This is a genomic window from Desulfobacterales bacterium (assembly GCA_021647905.1).
Taxonomy (GTDB): Bacteria; Desulfobacterota; Desulfobulbia; order Desulfobulbales; family BM004; genus JAKITW01.
On record JAKITW010000009.1, the window covers coordinates 23,633 to 43,733 of the forward strand.

Here is a 20,101-nt window from a genome sequence, read left to right on the forward strand (position 1 = left end):
GCCGTAAGGCAAGAACGTCCTGATTTATATCGGGGAGATGCCCATGGGCATCTCCCCGATTTTTTTGTTGCTTCCTCGGTCCCGGCCAGGTACCAATACTTCATTAGAAGAACCGGTTGATTTTTTTTGATCACTTCTTGCAGGAGGTACCGGCATGGCCCTGGTAAAGCCCCATGGTTCCAAGAAAGAGCTGACCCCGCGACTGGTGACCGGCACGGCCGGTGAAGAGGCGAAAAAAAAGGCCGTAAAAATGGCCCGGGTGCAGATCAGCGCCCGGGAGGCCGGGGACCTGATGATGCTCGGGATGGGCGCCTTTGCGCCGCTTACCGGGTTCATGGGCCGGGCGGACTACGAGGGGGTGCTGGAAGAGATGCGGCTGCGCGGCAGCGACCCCGGAGTCCTGTGGCCGCTGCCGGTCACCCTGGCCGTGGAGGCGCCTTCTTTTAAGGAGGGCGAGGAGATTGCCCTGTTCGAGCAGGACAGCCTGCTGGCCACCATGGTGGTGGAGGAGATCTTTGAGCCGGACAAGAAAAGGGAATGCGAGTCGGTGTTCGTGGGCCAGGGCACCAAGAGTGTTGACGAGTTCTGGCGGATTGCGATGGAGGAACATCCCGGGGTGCGGCAGGTCATGGCCTCGGGCCGCTACTATGCCGGTGGCCCGGTCAGGGTGCTGAGCGAGAAGAATTTCCGCCGGACCTTTGGCAATGCCTATATGCATCCTGCCGTGGCCCGGAGCATTTTCGAGGATCTGGGCTGGTCCGAGGTGGCGGTTTTCCAGACCAGGAATCCCATGCACCGGCCCCAGGAATACATCTGCAAGGTGGCCCAGGAGGTGTCGGACGGTCTGCTTATCCATGCGGTGGTGGGCGCGCCGGCCCCGGACGAAGTGCCCGCCGATGTCCGCTTTGCCTGTTGTCAGGCCCTGGTCAGCAGCTATTTCAACAGGGAACGGACCGTGCTCGCGGTCTCGCCGCTGGAGATGCGTTTTGCCGGTCCCCGGGAGGCCCTGCTCCATGCCATATTCCGGCAGAACTTCGGCTGCTCCCACCTTCTGGTCGGCCGGGATCATGCCGGGGTCGGTGATTTTTACGGGCTGTTCGAGGCCCAGACGATCTTTGACCGCCTCTGGCCCGGGGCCCTTGAGATCCAGCCGCTCAAGATCGACTGGGCCTTCTGGTCAAAACGGAATAAGGGCATGGCCTCGCTCAAGACCTGTCCGGTGGATGATCCGGCCGATCGGGTGCTCATCTCCGGCAGCAAGCTCCGCCAGCTGCTGCGGCAAGGCAAAACCAGCGAGGTGCCCGAGGAGTTCAGCCGGCCCGAGGTGCTGCGGGTCCTTGCCGAGTATTACTCCCGGCCGAAACCATAACCAGTGTCCGTCCGGGCCGATGACAAAACGGATTCGCTGCCTGTGAGAGTTTACGTCTGGCCCGGCCGAGGCCCTTGCCATGGAACAGTTACCAGAGCAGATCGCCGCCCGCCTGGCAGACCATCCGGTGATCCGGAGTATCCGCCGCAAGCCCAGGCTGTTTACCGATACCGCGGATTTTACCGCCATCGACTATGGCGATATCATCCTGCTGGACGGCCGCTATTTCCTGGTCACCGGCTATACCCGGGAGGGGCGGTTCGGGGTTGACGACCAGCCCAAGCAATGGGTGCCCCGGGTGGAGGACCTGGCCAGCGGCCAGCGGTTGATTCTCAAGCTGGTCTTTCATGAGACCTTTTCCATAACCGTCGGCGGCTATACGATCCCCTGTTTCCGGAACCCGGAAAAAGAGGCGCGGATTCTCGAAATGGTCCGGGGCAACAGCCGTTTCATGCAGGGCTACGGCGTCCGGGACGCCGGCGGCAACCTGGTCCGCGTCCTTGATGTCATTGTCGGCCGGCGGCTGGACAAGTATATCTATAAGAGCAACGCGCTCCATCGGCAGTACCATGAGGAGGAGTTGCCCGGCATACTGCGGGAATTCCTGGGCTGCACCGGGGCCATCGCCATGCTGCACGCCAATGGGTTGCGGCACGGCGACATCCGGCGGGACCACATCTTTGTCGAGTATGGGACCAATACCTTCAAGTGGATTGATTTTGATTATGATTTTTATCTCCCGGAACGGCCTTTTGTCCTGGACGTGCTTGAACTGGGCAACCTGCTGATGTTCCTGGTGGGACGCGGCAACTACTATTCCCGCGATGTTCTCGCCCATCCGGAAATGGGGAAGCGGGTCATGGATACCATCATCCCGGATGACATGTCCCTGCTGTCCAGGAACAAGGTCGTTAACCTGCGGAAACTTTTTCCTTACATCTCCAAGGAATTGAACGACATCTTTCTCCACTTTTCCACGGCAAGTCCGGTTTTCTACGATACTGCCGAAGAGTTCCATGAAGACCTGAAGCGTTATGTGGACACCCTTGGTTAGAAATGTTTTATCTCGCTCCCCGGAAAGCCGTTGTCCGGAACCGGGTATATTGACAAAAATTTAGTTGAGGAACCGCTGCTGATGAAGGAACTCCATGTGGGCCTGGGAGACCGGGCCTATCCCATAAAAATTGAAGAGGGTCTCCTGGCCCGGGTCGGGTCGGAATTGAAAAATAATCCAGTGGCCAAGCGCTATGCGGTGATTGCCGATGACCAGGTGGCCGGGCTTTTCGGCGAGACGCTGATCTCTTCCCTGGCCGATGCCGATATCCCGGCCGAACTGATCACCTTCCCCCATGGCGAGGCGAGCAAACACCTGGCCACTGTCGCCGCACTGGCCAGCCGTCTGGCCCGACTCGGGTTCGACCGGGGTGACGGCCTGATCGGTCTGGGCGGCGGGGTGACCGGTGACATCACCGGTTTCCTGGCGGCAATCTACATGCGGGGGATTGGTTTCGTCCAGGTGCCGACCACCCTGCTGGCCCAGGTGGACAGCTCGGTCGGCGGCAAGACCGGGGTGGATATCCCCGAGGGCAAGAATCTGGTAGGCGCCTTTTATCAGCCCCGGGCGGTGTACATCGACAGCCGGGCGCTTAATGTCCTGCCTGAGGCGGAACTGTTGAACGGACTGGCCGAGGTGATCAAGTACGGGGTGATCAAGGATCGTGATTTTTTTAATTTTCTCGATCAAAAGCGGGAGGCGATCCTGGCCCGGGAACTGCCGATGCTGGAAGAGGTGATAAAGACCTGCTGCGCGATCAAGGCCCGGGTGGTGGAGGCCGACGAGCGGGAGGCCGATCTGCGCCGGATCCTGAATTTCGGCCATACCATCGGCCATGCGGTGGAGGCGGCTTCGAACTACACCCTGGCCCACGGTTCCGCCGTGGCCATCGGCATGGTTGCCGCGGCCGAACTGGCCAGGCACAAGGGACTGCTTGCCGCGGCTGAGGCGGAGCGGATCCGGGTGTTGATCTCGGCCTACGGTCTGCCGGTGGCCGTTCCGCCGGAGTATGATTGTCGGCAGATTATCGGCTTTCTGAAAACCGACAAGAAAACCGTGGCCGGTCGCACCTTTTTTGTCCTGCCCACCACCATCGGCAAGGTGGTGATCACCGACGACGTGGCCGAGGACCTTATTCTCCAGGTGCTGGTAAACGCTTACCGGCCGGTGGTTTCCGTAAATCTGTAGCCCCTGGTGAACGGTTACAAACCCGGGGCGTTGGCGGGCGGCAAGCCGGTCTGTTCAGGAACTGGAGGTGTCTTCGACCACAAAAGGAGTACAGCGGATGGCAATGCTTCTCTTCTTTATCCAGATCCGGACCATGGGGATGGTTACGCCCTGGGGGGTGACGATATTGGCAAGCTCTTCCACCCGGGCGATGTCCGCGGTCTTGAACTCGAGGTAGGAGGTGCTGCTGCTGCCCGGGTCAACGACAAGGATGACTTTTGTTTTCTTGTCGTAGGGATGCTGGCGCGGCGCGCCGGAAAAGGGGACATGGGTTCTGAGGAATCGAGCGGGATCGCCCGGTTCTTCAAGCTTTTGAAGTTCAAGCAGTGTCCTTGCCTGGGGGAAAAGGGTTAACGGCATGGCTTTTCTCCTAAAGAGTAAACAAGGTCGCGGTCTCGAGGCTGATATTACTCCGGGTCAGGTCTTGAGCCAATGGGAAAATTCGCGGTTGAATTCCTCGCTGTCGCCCATGTTGAGTTCAACCAGCCGGCGCAGGTGGGTAATGGTCTCGATATCCTGGCTGATGAATTTTAACCCGTACTCGTTCCCGTCGTCGGAGTGGACCAGTTCCACCTTGAAATTCATGGAGATCTCAGAGGCGGGCAGGCGGATTTCAAGATCACAAATCTCTCCCCGGTGAACCGGCGGCAAGGTGTCGAACCGGAGCAGGGCGCCGTTCAGCGAAATGTCCAGCAGGTCTCCCTGGTACGGGCTGTCGCCCACCTTGAGCATGCTGGTGGTGGAAAATTTTATCCGTTGAAAATTCCGTCTGTCGGCCATCGGCCCCTCCTTTGCCCCTCGTTCCGGTTCGTTCCTGAATAAAAAACAACCCTGTCTCCGCGCGAACCTCTCCCTCAGGTTTGTCGATCTTCTGTAATTTAATCGGATACAGTCCTTGCTTCCAGTTTATTTTTTATGATCCCGGCCACGGCCGAGTTCGATGGAATCAAGATAGTCCAGCACTTCCGCGGCCAGGTCCCGGCTGTCGACCAGGAGTGAGAACTCGTGGTTGGTCGTCAGGGCGGAATGGGTAAGATTATGACTGCCCACAAAGACGTATCGCTGGTCGATCACCACCAGCTTGGCGTGGGTGGTTACCGCCCGGGAGTCGAACCTGACCTGGATGTGATTTTTGTGGAGCATTGCGGCCACGGTCCTGTTGGCGCTGTTGATGCTGTCGTCAAAACCGGATCTTTCCAGCAGCACCCGCACCGCCACCCCCCGCCGGCGGGCCTTGATCAGCGCCTTGGCCACGGCCGTGGCCAGGTTGTTCGGTGAGTCGGTGGTCCTGAACAGGAACATCGTCAACCGGATCTTATGCCGGGCGCGTTGGATCATGGGGAGGAGGAGTTCAAAATACTCGCGGTCAGGGAGGATCCTGATCTGACCGGGCCGGGTGAGAACCAGGCGGCGCAGCCGGGATGGTCCATGTCCGGCTGCACCGGAGTCCTTGCGGATATCAGGGTCGGAGGGGCCGGAGATTTTAAGGTAGGGCGCCATTGCGGCGAAGGTTTCAGGACCGATCATCCGGCTTTCGAGAAGCTGCTCAAGGCTGGTGAACGGACCGTGGGCGCTCCGGTAGTCGATGATCATCCGGGCCTTTTTGATCCCGATAAAAGGCAGCAGCTCCAGCTCCGCCGCGGTGGCGGTGTTCACATTGAGTCGGCCATGGCCGGCCGTTGCCGGCCGGATGGTGAAATGACTGACAAGAAAGGGGATGAAGAGAAGTACGATAACCGAGAGAAGAACGCTTGACCTGCGGATCGGAGCAACCATCATGGATCTCCTTGTCTCGATTCGGCGGTTTCGTTGCCCGGGCCGGTCAATGACTCGGGACCGGCCATTATTTGTCACAACGTAGTATGGGCCCTTGCGCGTCATTTCGCAAGGGCCATTTTTTTGGCAAAGAAAAACAGAATGTTACGTCTTTGCCGGACCGGGCCCGTGCGAGCATGAAAAAAAAAAGTGAATAAGGAGCAAGAAGATGCTTGTTTCCCATTGACAATGGTAGTTATTTATTATAAGTCACTCCATAGATAATGAATGGTCGCTCATTCACCTCCTGTTTTTCCTTCCCGTTTTTCGCCTCAGGGCCGGGTTGTTGCGATAGAAGTTATCGGAGATGATCGCCTGCCGTCGCATGAGCCGTTTGTTGTCCAAGAAGGGCATTGAAAAGTGCCGCCTCAGTAATTATCACAGCACAGGCTAGTTATGAGATTGCCATCCATACTGGTTCGATCCCTTCCGGTTGTGAGCGTGGCCGCCGGCAGTGCCACGGCAGCGGTTTTGTTTCCCCAGCTTCTTTTCGCTTCCGGGGGGGGCGAGGGATCCGCTCAATTTTTCGTGGCCGCCTGGCTGGTCAGGGTGTGGCTGGGACTTGCCTCCGGGGCCACCATCATTATCGGGGTCATGTTGGCCCTGGACAGTTATTCTCCGCAACATATCAGCGAACCGGTACTCACCGAGGAGTCCCGGATCAAGATTGATAGGAAGTACCGGTTGAGCTACCGGAAGATCGGCGGCGGTCTTCTCTGTGTAGTGTTCGGCTGCGCGCTGCTGGTGAGCACGGTTTTTTTATTGCCGGACAAACGTACCGGTCACTCCGGTATCGGAAAGATAATGGCCCGTTTTGAGATCGGGCAGGTCATTGATCATCAAAGTGTGGATATCGGCGGCCATGCCGCGGCGGACCGCCAACACGAGGAAGTTCGGAAACAGCGTTAGGCCGTAAGATAAAAAATACTGTCATCTTAAACATGGAGGAGGTTTTTAAATGGGGATTTCGTTGACTGGTTGGTTTGGCTACATTTTCTTGGTCGCCTCGCTGCTTGCCACCTTCTCGCTTCTTTTTAAGTCAATGAAGGACGATTGGAGCGCGAAAGACAAGGTGAATCAGGTCGTGGTGTTGCTTGTACTCGCGATTCTGGGGGCAATGATCGGAGGTGCGCTTCTCATCGGCGGCTAGCTGCCGTCCTTCGAGACCAAAGAAGGACGGATTTGTTGTGGAGCAAAGGCAACTGGCTGCCGGCGATGGGGACGTGCCATGAACATCATTGACAAAACGGGTATTGCCCGGCGGGAAACGGAAACAGTGGCCTTGATGTTGAATGGTTGTGGCCCGTTGGTTTTTCCGTGGTCTCCGGCGCCAGCGGGTATCCATATAACCAACAAGAGAGCGTTTCAGTGCGTATGTGGGGGCAGTGATAAGGGTCAAGAATTCGACTCCTCTTGTCGTCCATACTAACCAGAAATATGTGACCCCCGCCGGGTGAGTCGGCCCGGCATAATTGGCGGCAGCAGCTTCGCGGGGGGGATCATAGAGGGTTTTGAGACGGGTGAAGATGACAACAATTCGCATCTTTTTTTTGATTTTATTCTTTGGGGGAGTTGTTCCTCTGAACCCTTTATTGGTGGTGAACGCCTCGGCCATGGAGAATTCCGATTGCCTGGAATGCCATGGCGAAGATGGTTTATCGACAATTCGGGACGGGCATGAGGTTTCGCTCCATGTCAGCGCTGAAGGATATAGCGCCTCGGTTCACGGTGCCAATGAAATAAACTGTGTTGACTGCCACACCGATGCATCCGACGAGCATCCGGACGAACGGCAGGATCTGCAACCGGTTGACTGCGGAAGCTGCCACGACGGGGCGGGCGAGTTGTTTGCCGCCAGTATCCATGCCAGCAACTTCAAGACCGGCGGCCGGGCGGTGCGGTGCGCGGACTGCCATGGCACCCATGATATTCTGGGGGCGGCCGACCCACAGTCACGCATATATCCGCTCAACGTTCCCGCCACCTGCGGGACCTGTCATTCCGACCCCGGCAAGGTTGGCGTCGATGCAGCGGTTTCGGCCCAATACGAGCAAGGGCGGCACGGTGTCGCAACCAGTAAGGGGATGCTCGGCGCGGCAATCTGCACCGACTGCCATGGCAACCATGCCGTGCTGGCTGTTTCCGATTCCAGGTCACCTGCCAACCGGAAGAACATTGTCGCCACCTGCGGTGAATGTCACGCCGGGACGATGACCGCTTACAGCCGGAGCATTCATGGCATTGCCCGGAGCAAGGGAGACGAGGAGGCGCCCACCTGCGCCGATTGTCATAATCCCCATGACACCCGCCGGGTGGATAAACAGGATTTTCAACTTGGAATGGTGGGCACCTGCGGCAGCTGCCACCATGAGGATTTTATAACCTACCGGGCCTCGTATCACGGCCAGATTACCGGTCTCGGCTTTACCGGCCGGATGGCAAAATGTGTTGATTGCCACGGCGCCCATAATATCCTGCCCTCTGACAACCCGGCCTCGATGATGAGCGCCGAGAACCGGTTGAACACCTGCCGGAAATGTCACCCCAGCGCCCGGGAAAAGTTTACCGGCTTTGCCCCGCATCTCAATCACCACGACAGGGAAAAATTTCCCGTGGAAACGGTGGTTTTCGGCCTGATGAGCGCCTTGTTGCTCAATACGTTCCTGTTCTTCAGCGTTCACACCCTGATGTGGTTCATCCGCTCGATGTTTGAAAAGCTTAAGAAACAGGGCCCCCCGCGTCTCGGCAATCCCACTGGCCGCTATTTCCTCCGGTTTAATTATTACCACCGGGTCACCCATTTCCTGATATTCACCAGTTTTGTGACCCTGACGCTGACCGGGCTGCCGCTCAAGTTCAACGAGTATGCCTGGGCCCAACGGTTGGCCCATCTGATGGGTGGATATGAGGTCTGCGGGATTCTCCACCGGATGATGGGCGCGGTCACCTTCGGCTATTTTGCCATGCACCTCGGCTATGTCGCCTACCTGGCGATCAGCGGCAAGATGCGGGTTCGTGATATCTTATGGGGACCCCGTTCGATCGTGCCGCAGCCCAACGATGCAGTGGAACTGGTCGGCAATTTCAAGTGGTTCCTCGGCCTGGGTCCGAAGCCGAAATTCGGCCGGTTCACCTACTGGGAAAAATTTGATTACCTGGCGGTCTTCTGGGGGGTTGCGCTCATCGGCTTCAGCGGCCTGGTGCTCTGGATGCCTGAGCTGTTTACCCGCCTGTTGCCGGGCGAGGTGATCAACCTCGCCTGGATCATTCATTCGGATGAGGCCCTTCTGGCTGCGGGTTTTATCTTCCTGATCCATTTTTACAACACCCATTTGCGGGTGGAGAAATTTCCCCTTGATCCTGTCATTCTTACCGGCAGAATTGATGAGGAGGAAATGCGGCACGAACGGCCGAAAGAGTTCGCCCTGCGCCGGGAGGATGGTTCTCTGCGTGAGATTCAAACCACCAGGCCGCCGCTGTGGATGAATAATTTTGCCCGGGTCGTGGGCTGGACCTTCGTGTTCATCGGCTTTGCCCTGCTGATCGCGATGATCTCGGCGTTCTTTGTCTGATAACGGCCGCGATAAACTCGGTCCTGACGCTAGGTTGAACCGCAGCACGAAATTTTTTTTGAGTATGGAAAAGTAAAGGGAAAGCTATGAAGGCAGTTTCGACACCTTACGGGGGCATCAACAATGGATGAATCCTTAATACTGGCAAAACTGGATGAACTCTCCGCGGAGATAAAATCTCTGAAGTCCGGGGTGCTGGATGAGTTGAAAAGCGATCTGCAGCCGGTGGTTCAACTGGCCAGCCCGCATGTGATGAACTTTCTTGCCGACGTGGAAGGTGAGTACAGTAACGAGGAACTGGCCGCGCTGCTCAAGAACATCATGTTGAATATCAAGAACCTGAACACCATGCTCGATATGCTCAAGGCGGGTATGGAGCTGAAGGACGACATGGGTCCGGTGGTCAAGCAGGGACTGCCCAAGCTCACCGAGTTCATGGCCGAGTTGGACGGCCAGTTCGATGGCCAGGAACTGGTGGCCCTGATGCGCAAGACCCTGTCCAACCTGGACAATTTCAACTCTGCCCTGGATATGCTCAAGGCGGGTATGGAGCTGAAGGATGACATGGGTCCGGTGGTCAAGCAGGGACTGCCCAAGCTCACCGAGTTCATGGCCGAGTTGGACGGCCAGTTCGATGGCCAGGAACTGGTGGCCCTGATGCGCAAGACCCTGTCCAATCTTGACAATTTCAACTCTGCCCTGGATATGCTCAAGGCGGGTATGGAGCTGAAGGACGACATGGGTCCGGTGGTCAAGCAGGGCTGGCCCAAGGTCATGTCGTTCATGGCTGATCTCCATGAAGGGGAGTTCAAGGCGGAGCACCTCGAGGACCTGTTGCGGCAGTTCCTGCTTAACGTACAGACGTTCAGCGAGTTAATGAGCCTGATCAAGCCGGCAACCGAACTGGTGGATGAGGTTGGCGGGATTATGCGGCAGTACGACGTGTTCAGCAAGCTGAGCAGGTTCCTTTACGAGTTGGAGCAACGGGGATTCTTCCGGGTGCTGTCGAGCCTCGGCGAGGTGGTCAAGGAGTTCCATTGCAGCCCGACCCAGATGGAGATGATCTGCGAGGCGGTCAAGGACATTGAGCTTGGCAAACCCAGTTATGTCGGGCCGTTTGACATGGTCAACGAGATCCGTGATCCCAATGTCCAGGAGACCCTGGGAGCCGCGTTTAAAATAATGAGGGCTGTTGGCTGCTGTCTGCGGGCCAATCGGCTCCGCCAGGTAGCGGAAGACTATCCGGAAGAGTTCCCGGGTATGACGGTGGGTAATTAACCGTTTGTTCCGCCGCCTGATGAAGCACCGCTGGTGCCGGTAACCGGTCTTGATGTATCCGCAACGGGCATCGGTTACCAGCAACCAGGTTGAAAGAGGTTTTTTTAAAAAAGGGCATCCTGTGGCCATGTGGCTGGGGGAGTGGCCACACTAAAGAAAAAGCGGATAGGAGGCGCGACATGAAAAAACTAGTCATTCTCGGTGCCGGCTGCGCTGGCACCATGATGGCCAACAAGCTGCGGAGGGATCTGGATTCCGACGAGTGGAAGATTACCATTATTGACAAGGATAATATCCACTACTACCAGCCGGGATTCCTGTTTGTTCCCTTTGGCATCAACTCACCCAAGGAGATTAGGAAGAGCAAGCGGGAGTTTCTGCCCACCGGCGTTGATTTCGTAATCTCCGAACTGGTCAATGTGGATTGGGACAAGCAGGAAGTCTCCACCGCGACCAAGGGCAAATTCAAGTACGATGTCCTGCTGATGTCGACTGGCTGTGATATCAGGCCCGAAGAGATTGAGGGGCTGCCGGATGCCTGGGGGGAAAACGCCTTTGGCTTCTATACCTATGAGAGCTGCCAGGATATGAAAAAGGCCCTGCGGAAATTCGAGGGCGGCAAGATAGTGGTCAACATCGCCGAGATGCCGATCAAGTGCCCGGTTGCGCCCCTGGAGTTCGCCTTTCTGGCTGACTGGCATTTTACCGAGCGCGGGATCCGGGACAAGGTGGAGATCGAGTTTGTCACCCCGCTGTCCGGCGCCTTTACCAAGCCGGTGGCCACCCGGGTTCTTACCAGTGCCTGTGAGGAAAAGAACATCAAAATCACCCCGAACTTCAGCCTGGGCTCGGTTAATGCCGGGAAGAAAACCATTGCCGCGTTCGACGGCACTGAAGTGGATTATGACATGCTGGTCTCGATCCCCCCCAACTTCGGCTCCCAGGTGATGATCGATTCCGGAATCGCCGACCCCATGGGCTACATCCCGGTGGACAAGCATACCCTCCAGCCGGAAGGTCGCGACAATGTCTGGGTACTGGGGGACGGCACCAATGTGCCCACCTCCAAGGCCGGGGCGGTGGCCCATTTCCAGGCCGATGTCCTGCACGAGAACATTCTCGCCTATATCAATGGAGAGGCACAACATGCCCGGTCAGACGGGCACGCCCTCTGATTCATCGAATCAGGCTTCGGGAAAGCCTATGTTATCGATTTCAACTACACCACCGAACCGGTTGTTGGCAAATATCCGTTCCCTGCTATCGGGCCGATGGGGTTGCTGGAGAATACCGAGATGAATCATATCTCCAAACTGATGTTCAAATGGGTATACTGGAATCTCCTTCTTTCAGGCACCTGGCTTGGACCTCCAGGCCTCCAGCTTGAAGGAAAGCGGATTGATATGATCGGAAAATAGCAGCTCTTTTTAACCACTACAGGACAACAAAAAAGCCGGGATCATCGGATAGAATCAGATGATCCCGGCTTTTTTTATTTTCTTAACCCTGATGACCCCGTAACAAATCAGAATGTCAGCCAAAACCACAAAGAGCGCAAAAAAAAGAAACAGGATCCGGGCCTGTTATAAGGATTATCTCAAGACCCTTGCTGAAGAGGAAAAAGATCGTTACCTCCGGGAAACCGTTCCCCTGGCCGGGATCATCAACACCTCGGACGGCGATGTCGAGGTCCTGGCCCGGGCCCGGGCGTATGACGCTGAACACGGCACTGATTTTTTTTCACTGGCCGTTGATTTTACCATCTACTGCCTTGCCTGCCACCGGGTTGACTGTATCTGCTGAGTTTTTTTAAGGCCGCTATAATCCGAATCGTCCCACCTCAAGCTCGTGCAGCGGCAGAATCGTCCCGCCCGTTCCCATCTCCTTGACCAGTTGGGCCGTGTCGAACGCCTGGTAGGCGTCGCAATGGACCCCGGGGCAGACCGCCGGCCCGGCCGCTGGAAAATTCTCTTTATTGCTGCAGAAGCCCGGGATCACCACATGTCCCTCCGCGGTATTGATTCTGACCGACTGGCTGCCCGGGGTGTGTCCCGGGGAGAGGATCAACTCCAGGCCCGGATAGAGTTCCAGCTCACCGTCAACCGGGTTGACCCTGAGACCTTCAAGAAAGTCGGGCTCATACCGGTAATCCAGCGGATGGGGATCCCGGCAGAATTCCAGTTCCTTTTTCTGGATATAGAACTCCGCCTTGGTAAAGAGGAGATTGTTGCCGCAATGATCGTCGTGGAGATGGGTGTTGATCACCGTGTCGATATCAGCCGGAGTCAAGTTGTGCCGGGCCAGGGCCTCTTCCATTGGCAGGGGTTCGGCCAGGCCGGTTTCTTCGGTGAATTCCGGCGGGGTGATGAAATCATCCAGGCCGGTGTCAACCAGGATGTTGCGGCCATCTCCCCGGACCAGAAAGGACCACATCGGCAGCCAGATGCGCTGTCCGTACTTGCGTTGGTAGGTCATGATTCCGTGGTCCACCCGCCGGATGCCGACCAGCAGCGGGGTGATTGTATATTCCATTGGTTACTGCTCCTTCCATTCTGTTTTCATTGCTTCCCGCCGGCCGGACCGGCGGGATATTCTTTGGCAAAGAGTAGGAGAATCTATGACATGGGCGGACAATTGTCAATTGGGATCTTTTGATGCCGACCTGATCGCCGGTGATCGGGGTGATCGCCGTAACAGCGGGGAAAAAATTATCTCTGGCGGCCTGGAACGGATTGGCAAGAGCATTACTGGAGAATAAGCATGGACCTATCGGCAGATAGCTGGGACACAAATCGGTTCCGGGTACCACAAGGTGGTAATAATAACAGAACTTCGATAAGATGGGCGACAAAAAAACAGGCGCTTGGCATTGTAATAACGGGATAAACCTGGTAAGTACCTAGGCGGAAATGAAGTAAGCGCTTGCCAGGCAGGAGGCAACCCGGAGTCCGGCGGCTTAGCCTGTGAGTGGTTATGTTGCCCCGGCCGGCTGCCCGGCAATAATATCGGATACAAAAAGGATATTTATAAAATAGACAACCTATCACCCAGGGAGGAACAAAATGGCAAAGATGTTATTTACGATCTCAAAGGGCATGGAGGGGGGCCAGATGGTGGCCCGGGCCTTTCATTTTGCCAAGGTGGCCAAGGAAAAGGGGCATGATGTGACCATCTTCCTTTTGGAAGACGGGGTCTACTGGGCCCAGTTCGGGATGACCGATGATTTTATCACCACCACCCGGGAGAAAATGAAGGAAATGGTCGACTATCTGTCCAATAACGGGGTGATGTTCTATGTCTGCAAGGCCTGTGTCGACAAGCGGTTGCTTGACCCCGATGAATTCATCACCGGCTGTGAACTCAAGGCGGCCCCTGAATATATCGATCTGATGGCTGAGAACGAAAGGACCTTCATGGTCTGATCGTAACCACCGGCAGGCCGGGATCTCCTGCTCCCGGTTGGCTGGGACTACTCGTGGATCATGGTATTTCCGGATTGACACTTCACCCGGGACCCGGTATAGGGGAGCATGGCCAGGGGGTGCGGCTTATCTGGTGCCCGCTCGGAAATGAGGAGCATATCCGGACGGGCACCAGTTACCTTGAACAGAGGGCTTTGTATATCAATGGCCAAAGGGAACCGTCCCTATATCGCGCTTGGGAGCAGGCTTTGTCGTCTTCCCGAAGTTCTCACCCTGGGAGTGCGGCCCAATTTTTTTGATTATTCGCCCGATGAAAGGCAATTGATGGCCGCGGCGGAGGTGATTCTCTATCCCACCCTGAATTACGCCCAGTTCTTCACCACCATTAACAAAAAAATCTTTCCCAGCATCGAGACCTATCTCTATCCCGATGATAAGATCAAACAGACCACCCTGTTTTCCATGCTGGGCATCCCCCATCCCCGCACCCGGTTCTACTTCCGGCCCCGGGCCGAGCAGATTCTCAACGATTTTACCTTTCCCTTTGTTGCTAAAAAACCACGCTCCTCGGCCTGTGGCCGGGGGGTCTACCTGATCCGCGGGCCAGAGGAGCTTGACAACTACCTTGCCCGAAACAACAAGGTTGCCTATATCCAGGAGTTCCTTCCCCATCACCGCGACCTGCGGGTGATCCTGATCAACTATCAATGCGTGCTGGCCTACTGGCGGCTGAGCGCCCCGAACGAGTTTCGCACCAACACCCACCAGGGCGGGGTGATTGATTTTGACGGTATTCCTCCGGCGGCGGTGGCCCTGGCGGAAGAATATGCCCGCAACTGCAAATTCAATGACGTGGGGCTTGATCTTATCCAGGGCCAGGGACAATGGAACCTGATCGAGGCCAACATGATGTACGGCCGGACAGGGCTGAGGATGAAGGGGATGGTACTCAAGGAGATCATCCGGGAAAAATTGCTTGCCGGGACTCTTTTCAGTTAGATTAGTGTCTGTCTCGCTTCGCTCCGCACGGGTCTGTTTACTCGGCACAGTTAAGGTTAAAGCCCCCGCCTTCAGGCGGGTAGATTTATCACTTCCAATGGAATCCGGTTGGAAGGGAAGAGTTTTTTTACTTCGTGCTCGTGAACGTACTCGTGAACGTAAACGTGATCGAGACAAGAAAAAAATAAATATGTTGCGAGCAAGCAGGATGGATTATCAAGGAGAGTCGCTCGATAACTGGACTTGTCGTTCGCCAAAGGCACTTATGTTCGTGTACGAGTACGTTCACGTTCACGAGCACGGCAAAAACGGGTCTTGGACCCGTATCCCGACTTTCAGTCGTTAAGTTAACCCACCGTCTTCAGACGGTGGTCTGTTTACTCGGCACAGGGGATGCATGCCGTCCGGCCCGCTTTTTTCCGGGTCCTGGTCTCCATCACCTTTTCGCCGCAGAAATCGCAGGTCAGCGAATTCCTGATCCTGGCCCGGGCCGGGGCCTTGATATCGACCTTGCGCAGGCCGATGATCTCCTTGTCCGGGGCACCAAGCAGCCAGGTTACGAAACGGTCCCGGTCCCGGCGCAGCCCCGGGGGGACCGAGTCGTTGTTGAACACAATCCGCACCCCCTTGCCGGTACTGCGCTGGAACAGGGTGTAGACCTGTTTGCCGTAATCCCTGAAGATAAGGTTGCCCTTGCCAAAGGTGCAGCCGCTGAGATATTGCAGGGCATCCACGCCGCAGGCATCGTTCTCGACAATTGCCACCAGTTCCTCATCCTCGGCCCTGATCCCTGACAAGAATCCGAGGCCTGCCAGCGTCATTCGATAGCCGATTGCCAGGCCCGGACAGCTGTGGCCGTGGAAGGCGATTATTTCATCGTAGGGTGTGTCCATTGTTTTCTCCAGACATTTTCTTGTAAGGTTTCGGTAAACCCCGTACGTTTGAGGTTGGACCGGGAAAGGGGTTTTCTTATACCGAACGGTGTAGCGGACCCTGAGCCGCGGCTGTGACGGCAAAAGCGGAATTTGAAACAACTTCGGCATGATATGCTTATGGCTTCCGAATCGCCGTTGCGGCGAAGCGAGTTCCTGCTTGATAGCCTGTTTATGAACAGCCGGCCCTTTTCAATGGAGCGGCCGTTGGTAGAAGAAAACCCCTTTCCCGACAGGAGGGGGGTACTGAATGTTTACATTTTCTTTTGGTTATTTTTTGTTCACCACCTGATCACGGGGCTGCCTGCCGGTTACGAACAAGGCGGGCAGATGGATAAATGAATCTACGAGGACCAATCTTGCAGGGATTATTCGTTCTCATCGGTCTCGGCCTGTGCGCGTACGGGGCCGTTATGCTGGTGGTCTATCTCTCCCAGGAGGGGCTGCTCTTCTACCCCAATCTGCCGTCCCGGAGCCTTTCCGCAACCCCGGCCCGGATCAACCTTGATTTCGAGGAGGTCCAACTCTTCACTCCGGACAAGGTGAAGCTGCACGGCTGGTTCGTGCCGGCCCCTCTGCGGGCAACCGACTCCAAGGTGATTCTTTTTTTTCACGGCAATGCCGGTAACATTTCCCACCGGCTCGATTCGATCAGGATATTCCATGACCTCGGTCTCGCGGTATTGATCATCGACTACCGGGGCTACGGCCAAAGTGAGGGCACAATCAGCGAACCGGGCCTTTATCTTGATGGGGAGGCGGCCTGGCTCCATCTCACCCGGGACCGGAATTATGCCCCCCGCGATATCGTGATCTTCGGCCGCTCCCTGGGCGGGGCGATCGCCACTCACCTGGCCCGTGGCCGCCGGCCCCATGCCCTGATCATCGAGTCCGCCTTCACCTCGGTGCCGGACATCGCCGCTTCGCTCTATCCCTTTCTGCCGGTGCGCTGGCTGAGTAAATATAAGTTAGACATCCGCAAACTGCTGGCCGGGGTCGCCTGCCCGGTCCTGGTGGTGCACAGCCGGGATGACGACATTATCCCCTACAGCCACGGCCGCCGGCTGTTTGACGCGGCCAGGCCGCCCAAGCAGTTTCTGGAACTACGGGGCGACCACAACCAGGGATTTCTTTTGTCCGGCCCGCATTATTCCGACGGGGTGCGGCGGTTTCTGGAAAAGGTATCGGATGGTGTACCATAAGGAAGGGGAGCTTTAACAGAAAACGGATCGCAACTTAACCCCTTACCGTCATCTCCCGGATCGAATCGGCTCTATCGCCTCGTGCAGCCTCTTAAGGTCATTAAGGAAGCGTTGCCGCTGTTCTTCGGCGAACTGGTCGGCCAGGCCCTGGTAGTATTCAATGCCCTTGAGCAGGTTTTCCTTGAATTCCTGGAAGTACCTTGGTGCGCGGGATAAAAGCCCGGCCGAGAACTTGTCGATTTCGTCCCGCAGGTAGTCCACGTAAAGGTTGAGTTCCCGGATGAACATGTGCGGCCGGTCCGGGTTTGTCAGCAGGGACAGCCTGCCATAGATATGGTCAATCATCTCTTTCAGGGTGGCGATTCTGGAGAAATCCGCAATGGAGGGGCCGCAACAGAGAGCGGGGGTTGCATCCGGATCAATGCGGTTCTTTAAAGTTGCGCTGCCGGCAAGGTCGTGACAGATACAGGACTTGGCCAGCACATCTTCCCGGATCAGGGAGAGCTTTTTTGCCGGGAATCCTTCGGTTGGCAGGTGTTGCAGTTTGCGTTTCTGGTAGGCCCGGGAGGCAACGCAGATCGGCCGCCGGGTGAATTCCGTGCTGGACGCAACAAAACCCTTTGGACAGGAACTCCCTGGTCTGCCTTCCCGGATCCGGCAACGGCGGGCCTCCTCGCTGGCGGATGTCCGCAGGTTCCAGAAGGGGGTGCCCAGCGGAGAACTGTTGCTCAGGTACACATCATGGCTGGTGGCCCTGGCAAGTTTTTCCAGGTGCGCATCGTCAACATTGATTACCTCCGGCACGAGCAAAAAAGGAGTTCCCCAGCCAGTGGAGTCGACTTCGAAATATTTCAGCAGGAACTCATGCTCGCCAGCGGTGGCAATGCCGCCTTGCACGGTGATCCGGATGTTGGGGATAATGTCATGCCCAGGCCGGCCCATGGAAGAAAAGGCCTTGGAGTAAGCGGCAAAAAGCCTGGCCACGAGTTTCTCCTTTTTCCGCCTGAACTCCTCCAGAATCGGACCGAGCAGCAGGCCCTTGGAAGCAAAGGCGTGGCCGCCGCAGTTGAGGCCCGACTCGATGCGATACTCAGACACCCACAAGCCGTGCCTGGCAAGAAACCTGCCCTGTATCTCGGCTGAACGGTAGTCGCTCACCTTGAGCACGATTTTCTTCTTGATAATCCCGTTTTTGTCCGGGAAAAAATCGTCAAACCGGGCGAGATAGTTGTAGAGTCGTTGATTGATGCCGGCCGAGAAGATGATGGAGGAACAAAGGGCGCTGTTGGCGTAACCGCGCAAGGCCGCCAGGGCGTCGGAAAACTCCGGCGCCAGTTTTTTGCCGTTGCGGTAAATATCACGATCAAGCTTGGTCATGATGTTCACGTCGATACTGCCGGGAACAACATGTCCGCGGAGCAGGTTCTCCAGCCGGGTCTTTTCCCTGGAACCGGTTGCGGCAAGCATGTCGTGAAAGCGCTGCTTGAGCGGCGTTGCCGGCAGCATCTCGAAATAACGCATTATATCGCTGCCGGCCTGAAAGGGAGAAGCCCGTAATTCCTCGACCTGGCGGCGGACCAGGAGATCGATAAGGTCCAGATAGGCGGTTATGCGGCGCGCCCGGGCATCTTCAGCACGGCTGGAAATTTTTTCATATGGTTCCCCCTCACCTTGACAGTGAAATTTACGCATCTGCTCAATGAGAACATCATCCACCAGTGAAATCACCGAGGAAATCCCGTATCTTGCCACCCGCAGCGGGGTGTCGATTGTAAAACCCGTGCCCATCACCGGGATGTGAAAGGTATGCTCACTCCGGGGTAATAACTTTTCCATGTTTCCTCCAGCAGGCTCAACTGATATGGTCAAATTTGTCGGTCTCGCAACAACCCGCTCGACGGACGTGATTCGTCTTGTAACTTGTTGATTTTATTGGGTGGCATTTGAAGCCTTTCGGGTTGTTACGAGTTCATCAAATTTACCACTAATCAGAAAAGGTGCAATATTTATGCGAACCGCCTGACATGATACTTTATGGTCTGTTCATGCCAAGTTACGACCATCTTGACTCGGAAGTACGGGGACCGAAGTCAACATGTGTGAGCCTGTTGCAGAATGTTCCGCTGGGGAGGAGCCGAAAATCACATGGATCTCTTTGTGGACATCCTTGGAGATATCGACAACAATATTGAGGTTGATTTTCTGGGTAGTACGCGTAATCTTCATATCAAGCAAACGAGCCTGCCTGCCGAAGATATTCCGATCAAGAATTTTCACGGGCAGATAGAACTCGCTGAGGAGTTAATAATGGAATCAGAAACAAACAAAAAGGGAGTCCGATTAGCTTTACTTTGTATTCTCTTCCTTGTTGCCGTTGTTTTTCTGTTGACCACATCAACCGCTCAAGCGGGTCGCTCTCTTCAGAAATACCATTTCGGCATCCCGCCGTATCAGAAGGGCCAGACCGTTGACGAGATACGTGGTCTGTACAAACCAATGCTGTCCTGGCTCGGGGAACAGGTGGGCTGTTATTTTGATTTTATCGGCGCGGACAGCTATGAAGATATGATCGACATGGTCGCCTCGGGCCGGGTACAGGTGGCCGGGCTTGGCCCGGTACCCTATATTGAGGCAAAAAAGAAAAATCCCGGCCTGCGGCTGCTGCTGACCGAATTGAAGTGGAACCGGGACAAATCAAGGCTGGTCGATGTTTATCATGGCTATATCGTCGCCCTGAAGACGCGGGACGACTTGAACGGGCTGCTCGATCTCAAGGGCAAGTCATTTTCCTTTGTGGACATCCACTCGACCAGCGGCTACCAGTATCCGAACGCCCTGATGCGCGAACAGGGGATCATCCCGGCGAGATTCTTCGGCAAGGTCTATTTCCTGGGAAGCCATCCGCGGGTCACCGATGCCATTGTTGCCGGCAGCATCGATGCGGGAGCCACCTGGGATTTCAACCTGGAGCAGGCGATAAGGAAACACGGGGATGTCTTTAAGATAATCTACGCGCCACCGCCCATTCCCAACCTGGCCATTGTGGCGCATCCCTCGTTGCCCCTGGATATTCAGCAGAAGATCCAGGAGGTATTGCCGACAATTGATCCCGCCCTGCTGCAAGGGCTGCCGGCAGATGGTTTTGCGGTTCGGCCGGATAGTTTCTACGATACTGTCCGGGTGATCGTTGAACAGGCGGCCGGAGAACAAGACTAGCCGTTCGGCTACCCC

20 protein-coding genes are annotated in these 20,101 nt (G+C 56.1%); 14 read left to right on the forward strand and 6 right to left on the reverse strand.

Features of this window, described 5'->3' with window-relative positions:
• Positions 1-154: 154 nt before the first annotated feature.
• From sat to aroB, 3 genes are all read left to right on the forward strand, one after another.
• Positions 155-1,369 carry a sulfate adenylyltransferase gene (gene sat, locus L3J03_02865; GenBank protein ID MCF6289931.1) on the forward strand — a complete coding sequence of 405 codons (1,215 nt, stop codon included), beginning with the start codon at positions 155-157 and terminating at the stop codon, positions 1,367-1,369.
• 79 nt (positions 1,370-1,448) lie between these two features.
• The gene (locus L3J03_02870) at positions 1,449-2,423 is read left to right on the forward strand and encodes a hypothetical protein (protein MCF6289932.1); all 975 of its coding nucleotides are present in this window, start codon (positions 1,449-1,451) and stop codon (positions 2,421-2,423) included.
• An 81-nt stretch (positions 2,424-2,504) separates the two neighbouring features.
• Positions 2,505-3,611 carry a 3-dehydroquinate synthase gene (gene aroB, locus L3J03_02875; GenBank protein ID MCF6289933.1) on the forward strand — a complete coding sequence of 369 codons (1,107 nt, stop codon included), beginning with the start codon at positions 2,505-2,507 and terminating at the stop codon, positions 3,609-3,611.
• Positions 3,612-3,665: 54 nt separating this feature from the next.
• On the opposite strand, the gene L3J03_02880 is transcribed toward aroB, so the two are convergent.
• The 3 genes from L3J03_02880 to L3J03_02890 form a co-directional block, all read right to left on the reverse strand.
• The gene (locus L3J03_02880; protein ID MCF6289934.1) at positions 3,666-4,010 is read right to left on the reverse strand and encodes an inorganic pyrophosphatase Ppa; all 345 of its coding nucleotides are present in this window, start codon (positions 4,008-4,010) and stop codon (positions 3,666-3,668) included.
• 57 nt (positions 4,011-4,067) lie between these two features.
• Positions 4,068-4,430, reverse strand: coding sequence for a PilZ domain-containing protein (locus tag L3J03_02885; GenBank protein ID MCF6289935.1), 363 nt, complete (start codon positions 4,428-4,430; stop codon positions 4,068-4,070).
• 126 nt (positions 4,431-4,556) lie between these two features.
• On the reverse strand, positions 4,557-5,429 hold the full coding sequence (locus L3J03_02890; protein MCF6289936.1) for a phospholipase D-like domain-containing protein: 873 nt from the start codon (positions 5,427-5,429) through the stop codon (positions 4,557-4,559).
• Between the two features lie 432 nt (positions 5,430-5,861).
• Here L3J03_02890 and L3J03_02895 point away from each other — a divergent pair, with 432 nt between their 5' ends.
• From L3J03_02895 to L3J03_02920, 6 genes are all read left to right on the forward strand, one after another.
• Entirely contained in the window at positions 5,862-6,374 is a 513-nt protein-coding gene (locus L3J03_02895) for a hypothetical protein (GenBank protein MCF6289937.1), read from the forward strand.
• A 49-nt stretch (positions 6,375-6,423) separates the two neighbouring features.
• Positions 6,424-6,615: a hypothetical protein gene (locus L3J03_02900; protein ID MCF6289938.1), complete on the forward strand. Its 192-nt coding sequence runs from the start codon at positions 6,424-6,426 to the stop codon at positions 6,613-6,615.
• Positions 6,616-7,078: 463 nt separating this feature from the next.
• Positions 7,079-9,037, forward strand: coding sequence for a cytochrome c3 family protein (locus L3J03_02905; GenBank protein ID MCF6289939.1), 1,959 nt, complete (start codon positions 7,079-7,081; stop codon positions 9,035-9,037).
• Positions 9,038-9,160: 123 nt separating this feature from the next.
• Positions 9,161-10,315 (forward strand): DUF1641 domain-containing protein, encoded by a 1,155-nt coding sequence (locus L3J03_02910; protein ID MCF6289940.1) that lies wholly within the window; start codon positions 9,161-9,163, stop codon positions 10,313-10,315.
• Between the two features lie 179 nt (positions 10,316-10,494).
• A complete protein-coding gene (locus L3J03_02915; GenBank protein ID MCF6289941.1) occupies positions 10,495-11,490 on the forward strand; it encodes an NAD(P)/FAD-dependent oxidoreductase in 996 nt (331 codons plus the stop codon).
• A gap of 355 nt (positions 11,491-11,845) precedes the next feature.
• Positions 11,846-12,118, forward strand: a complete 273-nt coding sequence (locus L3J03_02920) for a hypothetical protein (GenBank protein ID MCF6289942.1) — start codon at positions 11,846-11,848, stop codon at positions 12,116-12,118.
• Positions 12,119-12,133: 15 nt separating this feature from the next.
• Here the strand turns inward: L3J03_02920 and L3J03_02925 are convergent, their stop codons facing one another.
• Positions 12,134-12,847, reverse strand: a complete 714-nt coding sequence (locus tag L3J03_02925; GenBank protein MCF6289943.1) for an N-acyl homoserine lactonase family protein — start codon at positions 12,845-12,847, stop codon at positions 12,134-12,136.
• Positions 12,848-13,377: 530 nt separating this feature from the next.
• Here L3J03_02925 and L3J03_02930 point away from each other — a divergent pair.
• Positions 13,378-13,737 carry a DsrE family protein gene (locus tag L3J03_02930; GenBank protein MCF6289944.1) on the forward strand — a complete coding sequence of 120 codons (360 nt, stop codon included), beginning with the start codon at positions 13,378-13,380 and terminating at the stop codon, positions 13,735-13,737.
• A gap of 204 nt (positions 13,738-13,941) precedes the next feature.
• On the forward strand, positions 13,942-14,736 hold the full coding sequence (locus L3J03_02935; protein ID MCF6289945.1) for an ATP-grasp domain-containing protein: 795 nt from the start codon (positions 13,942-13,944) through the stop codon (positions 14,734-14,736).
• A gap of 377 nt (positions 14,737-15,113) precedes the next feature.
• On the opposite strand, the gene L3J03_02940 is transcribed toward L3J03_02935, so the two are convergent.
• Complete coding sequence (locus L3J03_02940) at positions 15,114-15,629, reverse strand: FmdE family protein (GenBank protein ID MCF6289946.1); 516 nt, start codon at positions 15,627-15,629, stop codon at positions 15,114-15,116.
• 159 nt (positions 15,630-15,788) lie between these two features.
• On the opposite strand from L3J03_02940, the gene L3J03_02945 reads away from it, so the two are divergent.
• Together L3J03_02945 and L3J03_02950 are read left to right on the forward strand one after the other, a co-directional pair.
• Positions 15,789-16,010: a hypothetical protein gene (locus L3J03_02945; GenBank protein ID MCF6289947.1), complete on the forward strand. Its 222-nt coding sequence runs from the start codon at positions 15,789-15,791 to the stop codon at positions 16,008-16,010.
• Between the two features lie 17 nt (positions 16,011-16,027).
• Positions 16,028-16,870, forward strand: a complete 843-nt coding sequence (locus tag L3J03_02950) for an alpha/beta hydrolase (GenBank protein MCF6289948.1) — start codon at positions 16,028-16,030, stop codon at positions 16,868-16,870.
• Between the two features lie 48 nt (positions 16,871-16,918).
• Here L3J03_02950 and L3J03_02955 read toward each other — a convergent pair whose 3' ends face one another.
• On the reverse strand, positions 16,919-18,706 hold the full coding sequence (locus tag L3J03_02955; protein ID MCF6289949.1) for a hypothetical protein: 1,788 nt from the start codon (positions 18,704-18,706) through the stop codon (positions 16,919-16,921).
• A gap of 309 nt (positions 18,707-19,015) precedes the next feature.
• Between L3J03_02955 and phnD the strand changes: the two genes are divergently transcribed.
• Positions 19,016-20,086, forward strand: a complete 1,071-nt coding sequence (gene phnD / locus L3J03_02960; protein ID MCF6289950.1) for a phosphate/phosphite/phosphonate ABC transporter substrate-binding protein — start codon at positions 19,016-19,018, stop codon at positions 20,084-20,086.
• The last annotated feature ends 15 nt before the right edge of the window (positions 20,087-20,101 follow it).

Coding starts and splice junctions, on each gene's coding strand:
- sat (MCF6289931.1), top strand. CDS start 155: ATGGCCCTGGTAAAGCCCCATGGTTCCAAGAAAGAGCTGACCCCGCGA.
- L3J03_02870 (MCF6289932.1), top strand. CDS start 1,449: ATGGAACAGTTACCAGAGCAGATCGCCGCCCGCCTGGCAGACCATCCG.
- aroB (MCF6289933.1), top strand. CDS start 2,505: ATGAAGGAACTCCATGTGGGCCTGGGAGACCGGGCCTATCCCATAAAA.
- L3J03_02880 (MCF6289934.1), bottom strand. CDS start 4,010: ATGCCGTTAACCCTTTTCCCCCAGGCAAGGACACTGCTTGAACTTCAA.
- L3J03_02885 (MCF6289935.1), bottom strand. CDS start 4,430: ATGGCCGACAGACGGAATTTTCAACGGATAAAATTTTCCACCACCAGC.
- L3J03_02890 (MCF6289936.1), bottom strand. CDS start 5,429: ATGATGGTTGCTCCGATCCGCAGGTCAAGCGTTCTTCTCTCGGTTATC.
- L3J03_02895 (MCF6289937.1), top strand. CDS start 5,862: ATGAGATTGCCATCCATACTGGTTCGATCCCTTCCGGTTGTGAGCGTG.
- L3J03_02900 (MCF6289938.1), top strand. CDS start 6,424: ATGGGGATTTCGTTGACTGGTTGGTTTGGCTACATTTTCTTGGTCGCC.
- L3J03_02905 (MCF6289939.1), top strand. CDS start 7,079: ATGGAGAATTCCGATTGCCTGGAATGCCATGGCGAAGATGGTTTATCG.
- L3J03_02910 (MCF6289940.1), top strand. CDS start 9,161: ATGGATGAATCCTTAATACTGGCAAAACTGGATGAACTCTCCGCGGAG.
- L3J03_02915 (MCF6289941.1), top strand. CDS start 10,495: ATGAAAAAACTAGTCATTCTCGGTGCCGGCTGCGCTGGCACCATGATG.
- L3J03_02920 (MCF6289942.1), top strand. CDS start 11,846: ATGTCAGCCAAAACCACAAAGAGCGCAAAAAAAAGAAACAGGATCCGG.
- L3J03_02925 (MCF6289943.1), bottom strand. CDS start 12,847: ATGGAATATACAATCACCCCGCTGCTGGTCGGCATCCGGCGGGTGGAC.
- L3J03_02930 (MCF6289944.1), top strand. CDS start 13,378: ATGGCAAAGATGTTATTTACGATCTCAAAGGGCATGGAGGGGGGCCAG.
- L3J03_02935 (MCF6289945.1), top strand. CDS start 13,942: ATGGCCAAAGGGAACCGTCCCTATATCGCGCTTGGGAGCAGGCTTTGT.
- L3J03_02940 (MCF6289946.1), bottom strand. CDS start 15,629: ATGGACACACCCTACGATGAAATAATCGCCTTCCACGGCCACAGCTGT.
- L3J03_02945 (MCF6289947.1), top strand. CDS start 15,789: ATGGCTTCCGAATCGCCGTTGCGGCGAAGCGAGTTCCTGCTTGATAGC.
- L3J03_02955 (MCF6289949.1), bottom strand. CDS start 18,706: ATGGAAAAGTTATTACCCCGGAGTGAGCATACCTTTCACATCCCGGTG.
- phnD (MCF6289950.1), top strand. CDS start 19,016: ATGGATCTCTTTGTGGACATCCTTGGAGATATCGACAACAATATTGAG.